Source organism: Plantactinospora sp. ZYX-F-223 (genome assembly GCF_039649625.1).
In the GTDB taxonomy this organism is placed as follows: Bacteria; Actinomycetota; Actinomycetes; order Mycobacteriales; family Micromonosporaceae; genus Plantactinospora.
Genome location: NZ_JBDJAV010000026.1, coordinates 104,126 through 122,427 on the forward strand (window position 1 = coordinate 104,126; position 18,302 = coordinate 122,427).

An 18,302-nucleotide genomic window follows, 5' to 3' on the forward strand; every position below is an offset into this window, starting at 1 on the left:
CCCGCCGGCCGCCAGCCGGTGTAGGAGGTAACCATGCCAGCCGACCGTATCGACGCCGTCGTCAGTCTCGCGAAGCGTCGAGGCTTCGTCTTCCCCTCCAGCGAGATCTACGGAGGCACCCGGTCGGCCTGGGATTACGGCCCGCTCGGCGTCGAGCTGAAGGAGAACGTCCGGCGCCAGTGGTGGCGGACCATGGTGCAGCAGCGGGACGACATCGTCGGCCTGGACTCGGCGGTGATCCTCGCCCGGGACGTCTGGGCCGCCTCCGGCCACCTGGACGCCTTCGTCGACCCGCTGACCGAGTGCCAGTCCTGCCACAAGCGGTTCCGGGCCGACCACCTCGAAGAGGCGTACGCGGAGAAGCACGGCCACCCGCCGGCCTCGCTGGCCGAGCTGAACTGCCCGAACTGCGGCAACAAGGGCACCTTCACCGAGCCTCGGATGTTCAACGGCCTGATGAAGACCTACCTCGGCCCGGTGGAGAGCGAGGAGGGCCTGCACTACCTTCGGCCGGAGACCGCACAGGGCATCTTCGTCAACTACAACAACGTGGCCGCCTCGGCCCGGAAGAAGCCGCCGTTCGGCATCGCCCAGGTCGGTAAGTCGTTCCGCAACGAGATCACCCCGGGCAACTTCATCTTCCGGACCCGCGAATTCGAGCAGATGGAGATGGAGTTCTTCGTCGAGCCGGGCACCGACGAGGAATGGCACGAGTACTGGCTGCGGGAGCGCTGGAACTGGTATATCGACCTTGGCCTCTCCGAGGAGAACCTGCGGTTCTACGAGCACCCGCAGGAGAAGCTCTCGCACTACTCGAAGCGGACCGTGGACATCGAATACCGCTTCCGGTTCGGTGGCACCGAGTTTTCCGAGCTGGAGGGCATCGCCAACCGCACCGACTTCGACCTCTCCACGCACAGCAAGCACTCCGGCGTCGACCTGTCGTACTTCGACCAGGAGAAGCAGCAGCGCTGGGTGCCGTACGTGATCGAGCCGGCCGCCGGGCTGACCCGGGCGGTGCTCGCCTTCCTGCTGGAGGCGTACGACGAGGACGAGGCACCGAACACCAAGGGCAGCGTCGACAAGCGGACCGTGCTCCGCTTCGACCCGCGGCTCTCCCCGGTGAAGGTGGCCGTGCTGCCGCTCTCCCGCAACCCCTCGCTCTCCCCGAAGGCGAAGGACCTGGCCGCCGCGCTGCGCAAGCGCTGGGTGGTCGAGTTCGACGACTCGCAGGCGATCGGCCGCCGCTACCGCCGGCAGGACGAGATCGGTACCCCGTTCTGCGTCACCGTCGACTTCGAGACCCTGGACGACAACGCCGTGACGGTTCGTGAGCGGGACAGCATGTCCCAGGAGCGGATCTCCATCGACCAGGTGGAGCGGTACCTCGTCGAGCGCCTGCCCGGCTGCTGACGGCGACGTCCGTCCGGCCGCCACGGCTGATCGCGGAAGTCCGGACGGACGTGCCATGCTCGAACGCGTGACCCTGACCGACCTGGCGCCACCGGCCGCTGCCCGCCCGCTGCACCTGGGCGGGCACCCGGTGTGGCCGCCGGTCGTGCTCGCCCCGATGGCCGGGATCACGAATGTCGCCTTCCGGCGCCTCTGCCGGGAACAGGGCGGCGGCCTCTACGTCTGCGAGATGGTCACCACCCGCGCGCTGGTCGAGCGGAACCCGAAGACCCTGCGGATGGTGGCGTTCGGCGGTGACGAGCGGCCGCGCAGTCTCCAGCTCTACGGGATCGACCCGGAGGTGACCGCAGCGGCGGTCCGGATGGTGGTCGAGGAGGATCTGGCCGACCACGTCGACCTCAACTTCGGCTGCCCGGTGCCGAAGGTCACCCGCAAGGGCGGTGGGGCGGCGCTGCCGTGGCGCCGCCGGCTCTTCGCCCGGATCGTCCGGGCGGCGGTCGAGGCAGCCGCCCCGGCCGGCGTGCCGGTGACGGTCAAGATGCGCAAGGGCATCGACGACGACCACCTGACGTACGTGGAGGCAGGGCTGGCCGCCCAGGAGGCCGGGGTGGCGGCGGTCGCCCTGCACGGGCGTACGGCCGCGCAGCGGTATTCCGGTACGGCGGACTGGGACGCGATCGGCACGCTGAAGCAGGCGCTGGACGTGCCGGTGCTGGGCAACGGCGACATCTGGGAGGCCGACGACGCGCTCCGGATGGTGGCGCACACCGGGGCGGACGGTGTGGTGGTCGGCCGCGGCTGCCTCGGCCGGCCCTGGCTCTTCGCGGATCTGGCGGCGGCTTTCGACGGCCGCCCCGGACGCCGGCTGCCGGTCCTCGGCGAGGTCGCCGCGACCATGCGCCGGCACGCCGAACTGCTGGTCGACTGGTTCGCCGGGGGCGACCGGCCGGACACCGCCGATCGGGACGGCTGCGTCGACTTCCGTAAGCACGTCGCCTGGTATCTCAAGGGTTTCCCGGTCGGCGGCGAGCTGCGCCGGGCCCTGGCGATGGTGAGCGGCCTGGCCGAACTCGACGACCTGCTCGGCAAGCTCGACCCGGCCGAGCCTTTCCCGCTGGAGACGCTCGGCCAGCCCCGGGGCCGGACCAACTCGCCCGGCAAGGTCTTCCTGCCGGACGGCTGGCTGGCCGACCGGGACAGCGCCGAGGTGCCGGCCGGCGCCGAACTCGCCGACTCCGGCGGTTGAGCCGCGCCGACTCCGGCGGTTGGGCCGCGCCGACTCCGGCGGTTGGGCCGCGCCGCCCGGAGCCGTACCGGGCCGCGCCCGCCGGGCGCGGCCACGGCCCGGTCAGGCGATCGGTACCGGTCGGTCGTCGGCGGGCGGCGGGCCGCTCCCGGGCGCCGGGTCGGCCGACGTACCGGCGGCGCCCGCCGTCGATTCCGCGGACCGGGGCTCGGGTACGACCGGGCTGCCCGCCCACGGCACCTCCGGCGAGCGGTGGAAGGTGATCCCGGCCGTGCTCCACCGCACGCCCTGACCGGCCAGCCGCAGCCGGAAGTCCGCCCAGTTCCGGGCCTGCGCCGGTGACCAGCCCAGCTCGGCGATGGCCGGCAGCCGGGGGAAGGTCATGAACTCGATGTCGCCGATCGTCCGGATCGTCTCCGTCCAGAGCGGCGCCTCCACCCCGAGCACCGCGTCGGCCGGCACCCCGGCCAGATAGTCGCCGGGATCCCAGTCGTACGCCGCGCGGACCTCGACCAGCCCGGCCCAGTCCTTGCCCAGCGGGGTCGCCGCCGAGTACTTCATGTCGAGGTAGCTGCGGTTGCCGGGGGAGAGCAGCAGCTTCGCGCCGTCCCGGACCGCGGCGGCCACCACCGGGTCCTCGGTCGAGGTGCCCCAGTACTGGACGACCCGCCCGGCGCTGTGCTCCGCGACGGCGAGCTGGTGCCAGCCGAGCACCCGCTTGCCGTGCCCGGTGACGATCCGCTGGACCCGGTTCATGAACCGGGTGTAGTCGGCCCGGCCGAGGGTGAACGCCTCGTCGCCGCCGACGTGCAGGTAGCGGCCCGGGGTGAGCGCGGCGATCTCGCCGAGCACGTCGTCGACGAACTGGTACGTCCGCTCGTTGTCGACGGCGACCGCGCTGAACCCGACGTCGGTGCCGGTGTACTCCGGCGGTGCGACACCGTCCGGGGCGAGTTCCCCGTACGCGTTCAGTGCCGCGTTGGTGTGCCCGGGCAGGTCGACCTCGGGTACCACGGTGATGTGCCGGGCGGCCGCGTACGCGACGATCTCGGCGTACTGCTCCTTGGTGTAGTAGCCGCCGGGGCCGCCGTCCACCTCGGTGGACCCGCCCACGCTGGCCAGCCGCGGCCAGGAGTCGACGGCGATCCGCCAGCCCTGGTCGTCGGTGAGGTGCAGGTGCAGGTGGTTGAGCTTGTATCGGGCCAGGTGGTCGATGAAGCGCAGCACGTGCGGTACGGCGAAGAAGTGCCGGGCCACGTCGAGCATCGCGCCCCGGTAGCCGAACCGGGGGTGGTCGTCGATCGTGCCACCGGGGATCGCCCACGGGCCAGGCTGCCGCCGGGCGGACTCGATCTTCGGTGGCAGCAACTGCCGGAGCGTCTGCACCCCGTAGAAGAGCCCGGCCGCGGTGCGGGCCCGGACCACCACGCCGGAGGCGGTGATCTCCAGCCGGTAGCCCTCGGCGGAACCGCCGCCGGTCGCCGGCCTGCCGAGCCGGCCCGACGGGGCCTCGTCGCCGGTCAGCAGCAGGGAGATCCCGCCCGGCACCTCGGTCTGGCCGGCGGTGATCACTGGCAGCGGATAGCCGGTGGGGCGGCGCAGCAGCTCGGCAAGGTGCCGGCCGACCGCGCTCGCCTCGGGGCTGGGGGTGGTCCGGATCGTCGTGCCGGGGGTCAGGATGAACTCGACCCCGGCGGCCGGCTCGACCCGGGCCGGGGCGGGCAGCACGTCGGTGAGCCGGGGCGGGGTGTCGCCGGTGGTCGCGAGGGTGGACCGGGACTGGAAGGTGATAGGTCGCACGGCAGATCTCTCCGGGGGGAGCCGCAGGTGATTTCCGGGCAAATCTCATGAAACGTACGTTCGAAATGGCCGCGTGTCAAGGGTTGGTCACCCTGTGGTACGAGCCCTTCTTCCGTACCTGTCGACCTAGCCCAACGCCGGGGCAATCTCGGTTTCTTCCGGCGTCCCCGCTCGCTAGTCTGTGCGGTCGGTGGGACGGGTAGCGCAGAGGTGGTCGCGCCGCCCTGCTCAGGCGGAGGACACCGGTTCGAATCCGGTCAGGTCCCCCCGGTTCGGATGGGCAGTAGCGCAGAGGTGGTCGCGCCGCCTTACCGAGGCGGAGGACGTCGGTTCGAATCCGTCCTGCCCATCCGGCGAACAGAGCTGCCCGTCCGGGTGAACGGGGACGGGGGACGGATGGACGGCGACCGGATCGAGGACGCGCTCGAGGTGCTCGCCGCCGTACGCGCGCTGCCGCTGGACGACCCGGTCCGGCAGCGGGTGCAGCGCGCGGTCGACGGACTGGTCAAGGACGGGCAGCGGCAGCGCCGGGCGGACCGGCGGCGACGTACCGCCGCGGCCGACCGGGCCGTGCTGGCCGGCGCCGCGACCGCCGCACCCGAGCGTGCCGACGGCGTACCGGTGGCCGCTCCGCCCGCCGAGCGGTCGGCACCGGGGCAGACCCGCCGGGACCGGCGCTGCTACGCCTGCCGCGCCCGCTACCGCACCGTCGACGCCCGATACCACGCGCTTTGTCCCGACTGCGCCGACCTGCACCGTCGGCACCGGGACGCCCGGACCGACCTGACCGGCCGGACCGCCGTGGTCACCGGTGGTCGGGTCAAGATCGGGTTTCAGTTGGCGTTGAAGCTGCTCCGCGACGGTGCCGACGTGACGGTGGTCACCCGGTTTCCGGCCGATGCCGCCCGGCGGTACGCCGCCGAGCCGGACGCCGGCGACTGGCGCTCGGCGCTGCGCGTCGTCGGGGCGGACCTGCGGGATCCGCGCCAGGTGCTGGACCTGGCGCAGCGGCTGGTCGACCGCCATCCCCGGCTCGACATCCTGGTCAACAACGCGGCGCAGACCGTGCGGCGGCCGGACTGGGCGTACCAGCCGCTGGTGGCGGCGGAGGCGCTGGCCGCCCGGGATCCGGTCGGGCGGTTCGCCGTCGAGTCGGTGTCGGGCTACCGGCCAGGTCGGGTGCTGCCGGGCTGGAACGCCGCCATCACCGGCCCGGGCGGGCCTGGCGTGCCCGGCCCGGAGGAGACCGGTGTGCCCGGTGCGGACCAGACCGGCGTGATCGGCCCGGACGGGACCGGCGTCACCGGTGCGGCCGTGCCGGAGCGTACCGACCCGACCGGGGCGCTGCTGGACCCGGCCGCCCGCAACTCCTGGACGGCCCGGCTCGGCGAGATCGACCCGGTGGAGCTGCTGGAGGTCCAGCTCGTCAACGTCGTCGCGCCGTTCCTGCTGGTCGATCGGTTGCGCGCGGCCCTGACCGCTCCCGGCCCGGGCCGGCGGTACGTGGTCAACGTCACCGGTCGGGAGGGCTGGTTCGCCGGCGGTGGCGGCCCGGCGGGGCATCCGCACACCGCCGTGACGAAGGCGGCGCTGAACATGTTGACCAGGGTCGGCGCGGCGGACCTGGCCCGGCACGACGTGCACATGTGCGGGGTCGACACCGGCTGGGTCACCGACGAGAACCCGGCTCCGGTCCGGGCCCGCCGGGCGGCCACCGGCTGGCGGCCGCCGCTGGACGTGGTGGACGCGGCGGCCCGGATCTACCACCCGGTCGTCCGGGGCGAGGCGGGTTCGCCGGTGCACGGTGTGCTGTTGAAGAACTTCGCCGTGGTGCCGTGGTGATCGCCGCCGCCGCCGTTCGGCACGGCCCGGCTGACTGATCTTGCTCGTGGGACCGTTCCCACACAACCTCGCGAACACGTACAGCCTTCGCAACTGTGCGGATTGTCACCGAACGGTCCCAACCTGCCCGTCGGTCGCTTAGCCTTCGCCCACCAGTAGCCGGCGGTTTTCCGCTGGTACGGGCAACCGTCCCCTGGGTACGTACAGAGCGGCTAAACCTTCGTTCAGTGTCGAACGGCGCACGTGGGAGGGTCCGTTGACAGCGCAGCAGACGGCGGGACACAAGTACGTTTACGACTTCACCGAGGGCAACAAGGACCTGAAGGACCTGCTCGGTGGCAAGGGCGCGAACCTGGCCGAGATGACCAACCTCGGGCTGCCGGTTCCGCCGGGGTTCACCATCAGCACCGAGGCCTGCAAGGCGTACCTGAGCACCGGGAGCCAGCCCGCCGGGCTGGCCGACGAGATCGACGCGCACCTGTCCGCGCTGGAAGCCGGGATGGGCAAGCGGCTGGGTGATCCGGCCGATCCGCTGCTGGTCTCGGTCCGCTCCGGGGCCAAGTTCTCCATGCCCGGGATGATGGAGACGGTGCTGAACGTCGGGCTCAACGACGCGAGCGTGACCGGCCTGGCCGCCCAGGCCGGCGGCAACGAGCGGTTCGCCTGGGACTCCTACCGGCGGCTCATCCAGATGTTCGGCAAGACGGTCTGCGACGTGCCGGGCGAGGACTTCGCGCACGCCCTCGACGACGCCAAGCGGGCCAAGGGTACCGAGAACGACCTGGACCTCGACGCGGCCGACCTGCGGGCGCTGGTGGACGCGTACAAGAGGATCTTCCGTAAGCACACCGGCCGGGAGTTCCCGCAACAGCCCCGGGAACAGCTCGAACTCGCCATCAACGCGGTCTTCCAGTCGTGGAACGCCGAGCGGGCCGTGCTCTACCGCCGGCAGGAGCGGATCCCGGCCGACCTGGGCACCGCGGTCAACGTCGTGGCGATGGTCTTCGGCAACCTCGGGCCGGACTCCGGCACCGGGGTGGCGTTCACCCGCGACCCGGCCAGCGGCGCCCAGGGCATCTACGGCGACTACCTGGCCAACGCCCAGGGCGAGGACGTGGTGGCCGGGATCCGCAACACCGTACCGCTGCAACAGCTCGAAGAGCTGAACAAGCCGGCGTACGACGAACTGCTGGCGATCATGGCCCGGCTGGAGGGGCACTACCGCGACCTCTGCGACATCGAGTTCACCATCGAGCGCGGCAAGCTGTGGATGTTGCAGACCCGGGTCGGCAAGCGCACCGCCGCCGCCGCGTTCGTGATCGCCGCCCAACTCGTCGACGAGGGCCTGATCGACCTGGACGAGGCGCTGCACCGGGTCAACGGCGCCCAGCTCGCCCAGCTCATGTTCCCCCGGTTCAAGCTCGACGCCGACCCGACCCCGCTGGCCCAGGGCATCGGCGCCTCGCCGGGCGCCGCCGTCGGAAAGGTGGTCTTCGAGGGGCGGCGGGCGGTCGAGCTGGCCGACGCCGGCGAGGACGTCATCCTGGTCCGCCGGGAGACCAACCCGGACGACCTGCCCGGCATGATCGCCTCGCGCGGCATCCTCACCTCGCGCGGCGGCAAGACCAGTCACGCCGCCGTGGTCGCCCGGGGGATGGGCAAGACCTGCGTCTGCGGCGCCGACGCGCTCGACGTCGACGTCCGGCAACGGAAGCTCACCGTGGACGGCCAGACGGTCTCCGAGGGGGACGTGGTCTCGATCGACGGCACCACCGGCAAGGTCTACCTCGGCGAGGTGCCGGTCTGGCCCTCCGAGGTGGTGCGCTACTTCGAGGGCAGCGTGGACGGCCAGACCACGGACGATCCGCTGGTGGCCGCCGTACACCGGATCATGACGCACGCCGACGCCCAGCGGCGGCTGGGCGTCCGGGCGAACGCCGACACCGGCGAGGACGCGGCCCGGGCCCGGCGGTTCGGGGCCGAGGGGATCGGCCTGTGCCGGACCGAGCACATGTTCCTCGGTGACCGGCGCACGCTGGTCGAGCGCCTGATCCTGGCCCGGACCGACGACGAGCGGCAGGCGGCGCTGGCCGAGCTGCTGCCCTTGCAGCGGGCCGACTTCGGAGAGGTCTTCCGGGCGATGGACGGCCAGCCGGTCACCGTCCGGCTGATCGACCCGCCGCTGCACGAGTTCCTGCCCTCGCTGGAGGAACTGGCCGTGCACGTCGCGGTCGCGCACGAGCGTGGCGAGGACGCGGCCCGGGACGAGGCCCTGCTCAGCGCGGTACGCCGGATGCACGAGCAGAACCCGATGCTGGGCCTGCGCGGGGTCCGGCTCGGGCTGGTCATCCCGGGCCTGTTCGCCATGCAGGTCCGGGCGATCGTGGAGGCGGCGGTGGAGTGCGCCAAGGCCGGCGGCACCCCGAAGCCGGAGATCATGGTGCCGCTGGTCGGCGCGGTCCAGGAGCTGGAGACGGTACGCGCCGAGGCCGAGAAGATCATCGCGGAGGTGACCCGGGAGCAGGCCGTCGAGGTGCTGATCGGCACCATGATCGAGGTACCCCGGGCGGCGCTGACCGCCGGGCAGATCGCCGAGGCCGCCGAGTTCTTCTCCTTCGGCACCAACGACCTGACCCAGATGGGCTGGGGCTTCTCCCGGGACGACGTGGAGGGCGCCTTCTTCTGGCGCTACCTGGAGCTGGGCATCTTCGGCATCTCGCCGTTCGAGTCGATCGACGCCGACGGGGTCGGCCGGCTGGTCCAGATCGCCACCGACGAGGGCCGGGCGGCCCGGCCCGGGCTCAAGCTCGGGGTCTGCGGCGAGCACGGCGGCGACCCGGACTCGGTGCACTTCTTCCACGACGTGGGACTGGACTACGTTTCCTGCTCGCCGTTCCGGGTGCCGGTGGCCCGGCTGGAGGCCGGCCGCGCGGTGGTCGAGTCCACCGGCTCCGACAGCCGCTGACCCTCCGTACTCCCGTTCTCTCCCGCCCGTCGACATCTCTGCCCACCTGTCGGCCCGGTACCGGTGGTGACCGACGCCGCTCACCACCGGTGCCGGGCCGACGACCAGTCGCGGTCAGCGGGCGACCGCCAGGCCGAAGGGCACCGGCCCGAACGCCGCCAACAGCGGGCGGACCATCAGCACGAAGCTCTCCGGCCACCAGGCGGTCGACAGCGGGCCCAGGTCGACGATCCACTCCGCCGGCCAGCCCAGCCAGCCGAGGAGATCGGCGGCGACCGCCTTCGCCGCCGGGTCGTCACCGGAGAGGAACGCCGACAACGGCATCGACAGGCTGGTCGGCGCGGTCATCAGCTCGGCCGGGCCGACCGTGTTCAGCGTCTTGACCACCCGGGTCTCCGGCAGCGCCCGCTGGATCTCCACCGCCAGGCTGCCGCCCGGATGGTGCAGGGCGGTGGCGATGCCGTCCGGACCCTGCTCGACCGCGTTGGCGACGTCGAGCAGTACCGCACCGGCGAGGGCCGGGCGCAGCCCGCGCAGCACCCGTACCGACACCGCGCCCGGCAGCGCGTTCACCACGATCCCGGCCGAGGCCGCCTCCGCCAGCCACCGAGTGGGCGGACCGGCACGCCGCCGACATCGACCTGGCCCGCAGCCGTTACGACGACCAGCCGCTCGGCTCGCCGGCCGGAATGTGACGCCGTCCCGGGCGCCGGCCGGAAGGTGACGCCGCCCCGGGCGCCGGCCGGTCACTGCCGGCCGGGGGAGCGCCGGTCCTCGGAGGAGGACCAGAGGCCGGCGGGAAGGGCAGCCATCGGAGTACGGGTGGCCAGCGGCGCGTCCGGGTCGGTGGCCGGCGGGATCGCGGTCGCCACCGTCGGCTGCCGGACGGCGTCCCAGAGCGCGCCGAGTCGCTGGGCGGTCGGCCGGGCCTCGGCGTGCAGCCGGACCAGGTCGGTCTCCGGGTGCACCACGGTGGTCAGGATCGCGTCCTCACCGGCCGGGTAGACGACCACGCAGCCTTCGGCGCCCCGGACCACGGACTCCCGCAGCGGCCCGTGCCCGACGAGGTTGGCGAAGCGGCCACCGATCCCCAGCCCGGCAGCGGAAAGGGCGGCGATGTGGTGCGGGTCGATGCCGGGCAGGTCGCTGACGACCAGTAACCCGTCCACGGCGGCCAGTACGGCACCCGATATCTCCGGCACCGCGCGGCGCAGCCGGTGCAGTTCGGCCAGCAGGGCGGCATCAGTGTTCACTGGTGACTTCTCCTTGGCGTTGGTCCGTGCCGCTGGACTTTGCTCGGTGCCGTCGCTTCCGTCGGTGGCTTCGTTGCCGCTCGACGTCGCTTTCCGGCTATGGGGTTCGTTGCCCTATGGGGTTCGTTGCCGCTCGACGTCGCCGGCTACTCCCCGGCGGCGCCGCCAGGTCGCCGTCCGGCGCGGTCCGCGCCGCCCGGGATCGGGGCTGCCGCCCCGGTGGAGCGCCGCCCGCTGCCGACCGCCGCCGGGGTCGGTGGTTCCCCGCCCGGTAACCTTCCGACTCCGGCACGCTACACCGAGCGAGGTCGCGACGCCGTCCCATGACCATCAGCGATCGTCCGGCAACTCTCGGCTGTTTGGCGGTTGCGTGCGGAGGGGCAGGTCAACCGCCTGGTGTGTCGGGCGTTCGTTGGCGCACCCGAGTCAGGAACCCCGGCGTAACCTGAGCGACACGCGAACTTCGTTTCCCTCGCAACGGAGGTGTGGCCCATGGGCAGCGTGTGGGAGAACCTGGTGGTCGATGCCGCCGATCCGGCCCGGCTCGCGCGCTGGTGGGCCGAGGCGCTCGGCTACCAGATCGTCGCCGAGCTGCCGGACGAGGTGGAGATCCGCCGCACACCCGACACGCTGCCCGGCCTGATCTTCGTACCGGTGCCGGAGGGCAAGGAGACGAAGAACCGGCTGCACATCGACCTCCGCCCGACCGACCAGGAGGCCGAAGTCGAGCGGCTGGTCAACATGGGGGCCCGGCACGTCGATGTCGGGCAGTCGCCGGACGACACCTGGACGGTGCTGGCCGACCCGGAGGGCAACGAGTTCTGCGTACTCGCCCAGCGGGGTTGACGGGGCCGGGGTCGGCCGGGTGAAGATCGGTGGCGTGATCAGCCAGCCTGACGCGGAGCGCCGGGTGGCCGAGCCGGCGAAGGACAGCGGCTACGGGCGGAGCCCGTACCAGCGGGACCGGGCCCGGGTGCTGCACTCGGCGGCGTTCCGACGGCTGGCCGCGAAGACCCAGGTGCACACCGCCGGGACCGACGACTTCCTCCGTACCCGGCTGACCCACTCGCTGGAGGTCGCCCAGATCGCCCGCGAGATGGGCGGCCGGCTCGGCTGCGACCCGGACATCGTGGACGTGGCCGGGCTCGCACACGACCTCGGGCACCCGCCGTTCGGGCACAACGGCGAGGCCGCGCTCGACGTGCTCGCCGCCGACTGCGGCGGCTTCGAGGGCAACGCGCAGACGCTGCGGGTGCTGACCCGGCTGGAAGCCAAGGTGTACGGCCCGGACGGCAGCTCCGCCGGGCTCAACCTGACCCGGGCGGCCCTCGACGCCACCTGCAAATATCCCTGGCCGCGCCGGCCTGGACAGCGCAAGTTCGGGGTGTACGCCGACGACGCCGACACCTTCGGCTGGCTGCGCCGGGGCGTCCCGGACGGCGACGTCCGCTGCCTGGAGGCACAGGTGATGGACTGGGCGGACGACGTGGCGTACTCGGTGCACGACGTCGAGGACGGCATCCACGGCGGCTACCTGCGACTCCGGCTGGCACAGTTGCGGGCCGACGCCGACGAGCGGGCCGCGCTCTGCGCCGACGTCGCCGGGCGGTACTCGACCGAGTCTGCGGACGACCTGGCCGAGGTGCTGGCCGAGCTGCTCGCCGACCCGGTGCTCGGCCCGCTCTGTGACTACGACGGCAGTCACCGGGCACTGGCCGCGTTGAAGGCGAGCACCAGCGTGCTGACCGGGCGCTTCGTCGCGGCGGCGGTCGAGGCCACCGAGCAGCGCTACGGTACCGGCCCACTGCGCCGGTACGCCGCCGAACTGGTCGTCCCCCGGCGGATCCGCGCCGAGTGCGCGCTGCTGAAGGGGATGGCGCTGCGCTACGTGATGCGCCGCCCCGGCGCGCAGGACTGGTACGAGCGCCAGCGGGAGATCCTGGCCGAGTTGGTGACGGCGCTGCTGACCCGGGCACCGGACGCACTCGACCCGGTCTTCGCGCCGCTGTGGAAGGCGGCGCCGGACGAGGGTGCCCGACTCCGGGTGGTGGTGGACCAGGTCGCCTCGCTGACCGACCCGGCGGCGGTCGCCTGGCACCGACGACTCACCGCCTCCTGACCGGCCCGAGAGGCCCGCAAGCCGTCCGGACCGGCGAGGCTCGGGAACGAGGCGCCGGCCAGCCGCGATCCGCAGGCTGACCGGCACCGTCGTCGCGCCGTCACCAGTCCGAGTTGGAGCCGTCCACGCCGAGGATGATCTGGTCGAACGAGTTGCCGTCGTTGTCGTCGGTGTAGCAGACGCTGACCTCGCCCCACGGCGACGAGGTGAGTGCGACCTGCTCCTGCCGACCGGTCGTGGTCTGCCCGAGCACCTGACCGGGCAGCCGGCCGGTCCCGGTACCGTCCGGGTTGAAACCCCGGGCCGCGATGTCCTGGGCGGCGGTCGCCACGGTCCAGCCGACCACCGCGTTGGCCTGGTCGTCGAGGCCGACGGTCGGCGCGACCGCCCCCTCGGCGATGGAGACCTGGACGTCGTCGTGCCGGGCCGCCGCCGCGCTGGTGAACGAGCGCAGCCACACCCCGGCGGTGCCGGTGTGGTCGGACTCCCAGGCGACGGCGAAGTCGCCGGTGAAGTTGGCCGCGATCGCGGGGCGGCGCTGCTGGCCGCCGCTGGCCGAGTTGGCGATCCGGCGGGACAGGTTCACCGCGCCGTTCGACCGGGCGAACCGGGCCAGGCCCACGTTGTACGACCCGTTCGCGTCGCCGTCCTCGTCCCAGACCACCAGCGCGTCACCGGAGGCGGAGACCGCCACGTCGGGCCGGTGGTGCTCGCCGGTCGACTGGCTGGCCGGTACCTCGTACGCCTTGGTGGTGTTGTTGGTGTAGCCGGCGACCCGGACGGTTGCCGGCGCGGTGCCCTGGACGTCCTCCCACACCACGCTGAAGCCGACCGCCGTGGTGCTGTTCGGGGCGCCGTCCGGGTCGACCGCCACCTTGGGATGGAGCTGCTGGCCGTCGGCCGAGGCGTTGGCCCGACCCGAGGTGAGCACGCTGCCGGTGGGCGAGACCACCCGGTACGGCACGTTGTAGAAGCCGTTGCCGTCCGGGTCGTCCGCCCAGACGACCACGACGTTGCCCCGGTCGTCGATGCCGACGTCCGGGGTGACGTGCTTCCAGTTCGTCCCGGCGGTGCCCCCGGCGGAGAGCTTCAGCTCGTAGACCGGGGTGCCGTTGTTGAACACCCGCAGGTAGATCTCGGAGTGGACGTCGTCCTCCGGCGCGGTGCTGTCACGGTCGTCCTCCCAGACCACCGCGACCCGGCCGTTGCGGTTGGCGGCGATGGCCGGTACGTCCTGGTCGCCGGTGGCGGTGCTGTTCGCCGTGGTCCAGGTGACCGGCGCGGCCGCGACCGCCACGCCGCCGGGGGCCGGCGGGACCGTCCGGGCCGGCGGCACCGGCTGGGCCGTACCGGCGGGGGTCGGTGTCGGGGTGCCGGTCGGCGTCGCCGGGCGGCCCGAGGTGGGTCCGGCCGGGCTGGTCGGCGTCGCCGGGTCACCCGGGGTCGGGGTCGCCGGGCTGGCGGGGGTCGGGCTGCCGGGGGTCGGGGTGGCGGAACCACCCGCCGGGCGCGGAGCCGTCGGGCTCACGGCCGGTGCGGGGTTCCCGGCGGGCACGGGGTCGAGGACGGACCCCGGTCCGGCCGGTACCGGTACCGCCAGCAGGGTCGTGACGAGCAGCGAGGTGACGGGGGTCAACGGGGTACTTCCTCTCAGCCGGCCTGGAGGCCCGGGCGGCCCTCGGCGATGACGAACGAACCGACGGTGGAGACCGGAGCACCGTGCTCGGTGACGCTGGCCACCGCCCGGAAATCGGCCCGGAGCTGGGTCCGGCCGATGGTGGTACGCACGTAGCCGCGCCGGTTGGAGAAGAACCTGATGTGCGGGTTGACGCTGCCGTTCGGGATCGCCGTGTCGGCGGAGCCGTTGCCGCCGGACGAGATCGAGGTGCAGACCAGCTCGGTGCCGATCGTCGCCGAACCCGGGTTGGCGTAGTCCGCCTTGAGGTCGTTGGCCCACGCCTGGTGCACGTCGCCGGTGAGCACCAGCGGGTTGCGTACGCCGCGCTCGACCCAGCCCTGCTGGATGCGGGACCGGGAGGCGCGGTAGCCGTCCCAGGAGTCCATGTTGGCGGCGCCGGCCGCGTCGAGCTGGCGGGCGAAGAAGACCTGCTGACCCAGGATGTCCCAGGTGCCGAACCGCTGGCCGAGGCCGTCGAGCAGCCACGCCTCCTGGGCGGCGCCGGTCAGGGTACGGCCGGGCAGGTCGGCGTCGGCGCAGACCTTGCGGCCGTCCCCGCAGGCCTGGTCGTCCCGGTACTGCCGGGTGTCGAGCATGTGGAAGGTGGCCAACTGTCCCCACCTGATCCGGCGGTACAGCGGGATGCTGTTGCCGGACGGCGCGGAGCTGGGCCGCAGCGGCAGGTTCTCGTAGTACGCCCGGTAGGCGGCGGTGCGCCGGGCGGTCCACTGCGCGGCGGTCAGCGCCGGGGTGTTGTTCTCCCGCACCGTGCCGGCGTAGTTGTTCTCCACCTCGTGGTCGTCCGGTACCAGCAGCCACGGCGCGGCCGCGTGCGCCGCCTGGAGGTCCGGATCCGACTTGTACTGGGCGTACCGGCGCCGGTAGTCGGCCAACGAGACGATCTCGGCGCCGACGTGTTCGCGTACCGAGCCGGTGGTGGTCGCGTCCTCGTAGAGGTAGTCGCCGAGGTGCAGCACCAGCCCCGGGTTGTCCTCGGCCATCCGCCGGTACGCGGTGTAGTAGCCGGACTCGTAGTGCGCGCACGAGGCGAAGGTCATCACCAGGTCCCGGCCGAAGCTGCCGGCCGCCGGCGCGGTCCGGGTACGCCCCACCGGTGAGATGTGCCCCTGGGCCCGGAACCGGTAGAAGTAGTCGGCGTCCGGGGCGAGGCCACCGGCGACCACGTGCACGGAGTGCGCGTCGGCGTACCGGGCGGCGACCGCGCCGGAGGCGACCAGCGAGCCGAACCGTTCGTCGGTCGACACCTGCCATTCGACGGTGACGTCCGCGTTGGCCATTCCGCCCTGGCCGTCAGCGTTCAGCGGCGACGGGGCGAGCCGGGTCCACAGCACGACGCTGTCCGGTGCCGGTTCACCGGAGGCGATGCCCAGCTTGAACGGGTAGGGGGTCGCGGCCAGGGCATTCCGCAGCGGTAGCGCCGCCGTACCGGCGGCACCGAGTCCAGCTAGGACGAAGATGCGGCGATTGATCTTCCTCATGGCCGGTAACCTTGGGGCCCCCGGATTAACGGGGCAAGCACCGTCGCGAAACCCCAGATGACGCCGGGCTGTCGCATCGAGCCGGGCGGATGCGATGCGGCCTCGCTCGCGGGCCCGCCCCACCCGGTCCCTCGTGGACCGTGCACCCTGGGAGCCCTGGGAGCCCTCGGTCCGGCGGGCGGCCGGAGGAGTGCCGTCAGCCGACCCGGTGCGCCGGGGCGCCCCGGCCCGGCAGGTCGAGCCACTGCCGGAGGGTCAGCAGCCCCGGATGCTCCCGACGGAGCGCCGCGATGTCGGCCGCGTAACCGGACTCGCCGAACCAGAACAGCATCCGGGCCTCCGGTCCCATCAGCCGGAGCAGGGCCCTCGGTGGCCGGGCCAGCCGGACCCGGCGACCGGAACCGCGCAGCGTCTCGGCGATCCGTGGCACGGTCAGCTCGTCACCGGCGAGTTCGACGGCCCGGCCGACGTACGCCTCGGGGCGGGTGAAGGCGAGTCGGGCGAAGACCCCGATGTCGGGTACGGCGACCATCTGTAGCGGCTTGTCGGAGCCGAGCGCGGCCAGCATCACGCTCAGCCCGATGCTGGCACCGCGCATCGTGAAGACCTCGGTGAAGGTGGTCGGCCGGAGGATGGTCCAGTCCAGCGCGGTGTCCCGGAGGTGCTGTTCGATCCGCCACTTGGTGTCGAAATGCGGGATGCCGCGTACCCGATCGACCCCGCCCACCGAGGCCTGGACCAGGTGCCGCACGCCGGCCGCGACCGCCGCGTCGATCAGGGTCCGGCCCTGCCGGACCTCGCCCGCAAGGCCCGCGGTGCGCGAGTTCTGCACCCCGAACACGCCGTGCGCACCGGCCAGCGCGGGGCGCAGCGAGCCCGCGTCGGCCAGGTCACCGGCGCGGACGTCGACGCCGCGGGCCGCGAGGGCTCGGGCACGCGCTCCGGCGGGATCGCGGGTCAGGGCGCGGACCGCCCAGCCGCCGTCGAGCAGCGCGTCGACCACCGCACCGCCCTGGTTGCCGGTTGCGCCGGTGACCAGGATGATCCGTCGGTCACCGGCTGGAGTGGGGCTCGTCGGCACGGCTGCAGTCCTCCGTCGCGGTGAGTTCTACGGGTACGGGTACGGTGATAGCGAACCAGGTGATGGTTACCTTATTCACTATTACTGCGGGAAGTATTTCCGGGAGGGACACCGATGTCAAGCCGAGCCGAACCGCCGGCCGACGACGACGCCGTACGCCTCGGGCAACTGCTCGGCAGCGCCTGGCGTACCTTCTCCCGGCTCGGACAGGCCCAGTTCGCCGAGTCGGGTCTCTCGGCCGCCCGGGTCCGGCTGCTGCTCGCCCTGGCCACGGCCCCGAGCAGTCGGATGGGCGACCTGGCCGCGCAGCTCGGGGTCACCGCCCGCGCGCTCACCCCGATCACCGACGCACTGGAGTCCGAGGGACTGGCGGTGCGGGTCGTCGACCCGGTGGACCGGCGTGCCTTCCGGCTGCGGCTCACCGAGGCGGGCACGGCCCAGGCAGAGCGGCTCGGCACACTCCAGGCCGAGATCAGCGAACGCATCTTCGGCGGGCTGGACGGCCCTCAGCGACGGCAACTCGCCGGTCTGCTGACCGCGTTCCTCGACTCCGCCAAGCTCGACCAGCCGGGCGATCCCTGCTGAATCCCGGTCCCGGGGCGGAGATCGCCGCCGCAGATTACCCGATCATGGCCGCACACCCGCGCCGCAGGTGGAACGCTCCTTGATAGGACCGCGTCGTTGACGAGGAGCTGGAGTGGGCATGGATGCCAGGACATTCGTGGTGGACGGCGGCACCAGCGGGCTCGGGAAAGAGGTCGCCCGGATCCTCACCGCCGATCACCGGGTCGTGATCCTCGGCAACGTCCCCGACGAGGTGTCCCGGGCCCGTGACGAACTGGGCTGCGACGGCATCGTCTGCGACATGTCCCGCAGCGAGCAGATCCGGGACGCCCTGGCGGAGATCGTCGCCCGGTACGGCCCGATCGACGGACTGGCACACTGCGCGGCGATGTGGGCCGGCGGAAAGCTGGAGGAACTCTCCCCGGAGATGATCCGCCGGGCGATCGAGGTGAACGTGCTGGGTACGGCGTACCTGATGCACGAGGCGCTGCTCCAGATGCACGAGCAGGGGTACGGCAACATCGTCTACGTCAGCGCGCTCGCCACCGACGTGCCCCGGCCCGGCATCCCGCTCTATCGGGCCACGAAGAGCTTCGGCACCAGCCTGGTCGAGTCGCTGGCCGAGGCGCAGGGCACCAACAGCATCAAGGTGATGGAGATCCACCCCGGCCCGATGCCCACCAAGCTGCAGGAACGGGTCGGCGCCGACTTCCTCGACACGATCTTCGCGCGGCCCGAGCAGGTGGCGACCGAGGTCGTTCGGCTGCTGCTGCTCGGCGCCGACGACCTCTACGTCTCGGGGCAGAGGGTGCTCCGCGCCGACGGACGTTGGTAACCCGGGG

At 72.7% G+C, this 18,302-nt stretch carries 14 protein-coding genes and 2 tRNA genes; 10 read left to right on the forward strand and 6 right to left on the reverse strand.

The window, feature by feature from the left end:
- Positions 1-33 precede the first annotated feature (33 nt).
- Positions 34-1,413: a glycine--tRNA ligase gene (locus AAH979_RS25445; protein WP_318398627.1), complete on the forward strand. Its 1,380-nt coding sequence runs from the start codon at positions 34-36 to the stop codon at positions 1,411-1,413.
- A 55-nt stretch (positions 1,414-1,468) separates the two neighbouring features.
- Positions 1,469-2,659 (forward strand): tRNA dihydrouridine synthase DusB, encoded by a 1,191-nt coding sequence (dusB, locus tag AAH979_RS25450; RefSeq protein WP_346260639.1) that lies wholly within the window; start codon positions 1,469-1,471, stop codon positions 2,657-2,659.
- A 102-nt stretch (positions 2,660-2,761) separates the two neighbouring features.
- Here dusB and AAH979_RS25455 read toward each other — a convergent pair whose 3' ends face one another.
- On the reverse strand, positions 2,762-4,459 hold the full coding sequence (locus AAH979_RS25455; protein ID WP_346260640.1) for a beta-N-acetylhexosaminidase: 1,698 nt from the start codon (positions 4,457-4,459) through the stop codon (positions 2,762-2,764).
- A gap of 192 nt (positions 4,460-4,651) precedes the next feature.
- Here AAH979_RS25455 and AAH979_RS25460 point away from each other — a divergent pair.
- The 4 genes from AAH979_RS25460 to ppdK all read left to right on the forward strand — a co-directional run bounded on the left by AAH979_RS25460 (position 4,652) and on the right by ppdK (position 9,266).
- Positions 4,652-4,726: transfer RNA gene (locus AAH979_RS25460), tRNA-Ser, on the forward strand.
- A gap of 10 nt (positions 4,727-4,736) precedes the next feature.
- A tRNA-Gly gene (locus AAH979_RS25465) sits at positions 4,737-4,809 on the forward strand.
- 25 nt (positions 4,810-4,834) lie between these two features.
- The gene (locus AAH979_RS25470) at positions 4,835-6,301 is read left to right on the forward strand and encodes an SDR family NAD(P)-dependent oxidoreductase (RefSeq protein ID WP_346260641.1); all 1,467 of its coding nucleotides are present in this window, start codon (positions 4,835-4,837) and stop codon (positions 6,299-6,301) included.
- A gap of 256 nt (positions 6,302-6,557) precedes the next feature.
- Positions 6,558-9,266, forward strand: a complete 2,709-nt coding sequence (gene ppdK, locus AAH979_RS25475) for a pyruvate, phosphate dikinase (protein WP_346260642.1) — start codon at positions 6,558-6,560, stop codon at positions 9,264-9,266.
- A 114-nt stretch (positions 9,267-9,380) separates the two neighbouring features.
- Here ppdK and AAH979_RS25480 read toward each other — a convergent pair whose 3' ends face one another.
- Together AAH979_RS25480 and AAH979_RS25485 are read right to left on the reverse strand one after the other, a co-directional pair.
- Complete coding sequence (locus tag AAH979_RS25480; protein WP_346260643.1) at positions 9,381-9,839, reverse strand: hypothetical protein; 459 nt, start codon at positions 9,837-9,839, stop codon at positions 9,381-9,383.
- 173 nt (positions 9,840-10,012) lie between these two features.
- Positions 10,013-10,519 carry a roadblock/LC7 domain-containing protein gene (locus AAH979_RS25485; RefSeq protein WP_346260644.1) on the reverse strand — a complete coding sequence of 169 codons (507 nt, stop codon included), beginning with the start codon at positions 10,517-10,519 and terminating at the stop codon, positions 10,013-10,015.
- Positions 10,520-11,011: 492 nt separating this feature from the next.
- On the opposite strand from AAH979_RS25485, the gene AAH979_RS25490 reads away from it, so the two are divergent.
- Positions 11,012-11,365, forward strand: a complete 354-nt coding sequence (locus AAH979_RS25490; RefSeq protein ID WP_346260645.1) for a VOC family protein — start codon at positions 11,012-11,014, stop codon at positions 11,363-11,365.
- 37 nt (positions 11,366-11,402) lie between these two features.
- Positions 11,403-12,638: a deoxyguanosinetriphosphate triphosphohydrolase gene (locus AAH979_RS25495; RefSeq protein WP_346260672.1), complete on the forward strand. Its 1,236-nt coding sequence runs from the start codon at positions 11,403-11,405 to the stop codon at positions 12,636-12,638.
- Positions 12,639-12,738: 100 nt separating this feature from the next.
- Here the strand turns inward: AAH979_RS25495 and AAH979_RS25500 are convergent, their stop codons facing one another.
- The 3 genes from AAH979_RS25500 to AAH979_RS25510 form a co-directional block, all read right to left on the reverse strand.
- On the reverse strand, positions 12,739-14,274 hold the full coding sequence (locus AAH979_RS25500) for a hypothetical protein (RefSeq protein WP_346260646.1): 1,536 nt from the start codon (positions 14,272-14,274) through the stop codon (positions 12,739-12,741).
- Between the two features lie 14 nt (positions 14,275-14,288).
- Positions 14,289-15,815, reverse strand: coding sequence for an alkaline phosphatase D family protein (locus tag AAH979_RS25505; RefSeq protein ID WP_346260647.1), 1,527 nt, complete (start codon positions 15,813-15,815; stop codon positions 14,289-14,291).
- Positions 15,816-16,011: 196 nt separating this feature from the next.
- Entirely contained in the window at positions 16,012-16,896 is an 885-nt protein-coding gene (locus AAH979_RS25510; RefSeq protein ID WP_346260648.1) for an NmrA/HSCARG family protein, read from the reverse strand.
- A gap of 114 nt (positions 16,897-17,010) precedes the next feature.
- Here AAH979_RS25510 and AAH979_RS25515 point away from each other — a divergent pair, with 114 nt between their 5' ends.
- On the forward strand, positions 17,011-17,481 hold the full coding sequence (locus AAH979_RS25515) for a MarR family winged helix-turn-helix transcriptional regulator (RefSeq protein WP_346260649.1): 471 nt from the start codon (positions 17,011-17,013) through the stop codon (positions 17,479-17,481).
- Between the two features lie 118 nt (positions 17,482-17,599).
- A complete protein-coding gene (locus tag AAH979_RS25520; RefSeq protein ID WP_346260650.1) occupies positions 17,600-18,295 on the forward strand; it encodes an SDR family oxidoreductase in 696 nt (231 codons plus the stop codon).
- The last annotated feature ends 7 nt before the right edge of the window (positions 18,296-18,302 follow it).

What these genes read in the sequence shown, in the direction of transcription:
- dusB (WP_346260639.1), top strand. Translation starts at nt 1,469, where the DNA reads ATGCTCGAACGCGTGACCCTGACCGACCTGGCGCCACCGGCCGCTGCC.
- AAH979_RS25505 (WP_346260647.1), bottom strand. Translation starts at nt 15,815, where the DNA reads ATGAGGAAGATCAATCGCCGCATCTTCGTCCTAGCTGGACTCGGTGCC.
- AAH979_RS25515 (WP_346260649.1), top strand. Translation starts at nt 17,011, where the DNA reads ATGTCAAGCCGAGCCGAACCGCCGGCCGACGACGACGCCGTACGCCTC.
- AAH979_RS25490 (WP_346260645.1), top strand. Translation starts at nt 11,012, where the DNA reads ATGGGCAGCGTGTGGGAGAACCTGGTGGTCGATGCCGCCGATCCGGCC.
- AAH979_RS25445 (WP_318398627.1), top strand. Translation starts at nt 34, where the DNA reads ATGCCAGCCGACCGTATCGACGCCGTCGTCAGTCTCGCGAAGCGTCGA.
- AAH979_RS25520 (WP_346260650.1), top strand. Translation starts at nt 17,600, where the DNA reads ATGGATGCCAGGACATTCGTGGTGGACGGCGGCACCAGCGGGCTCGGG.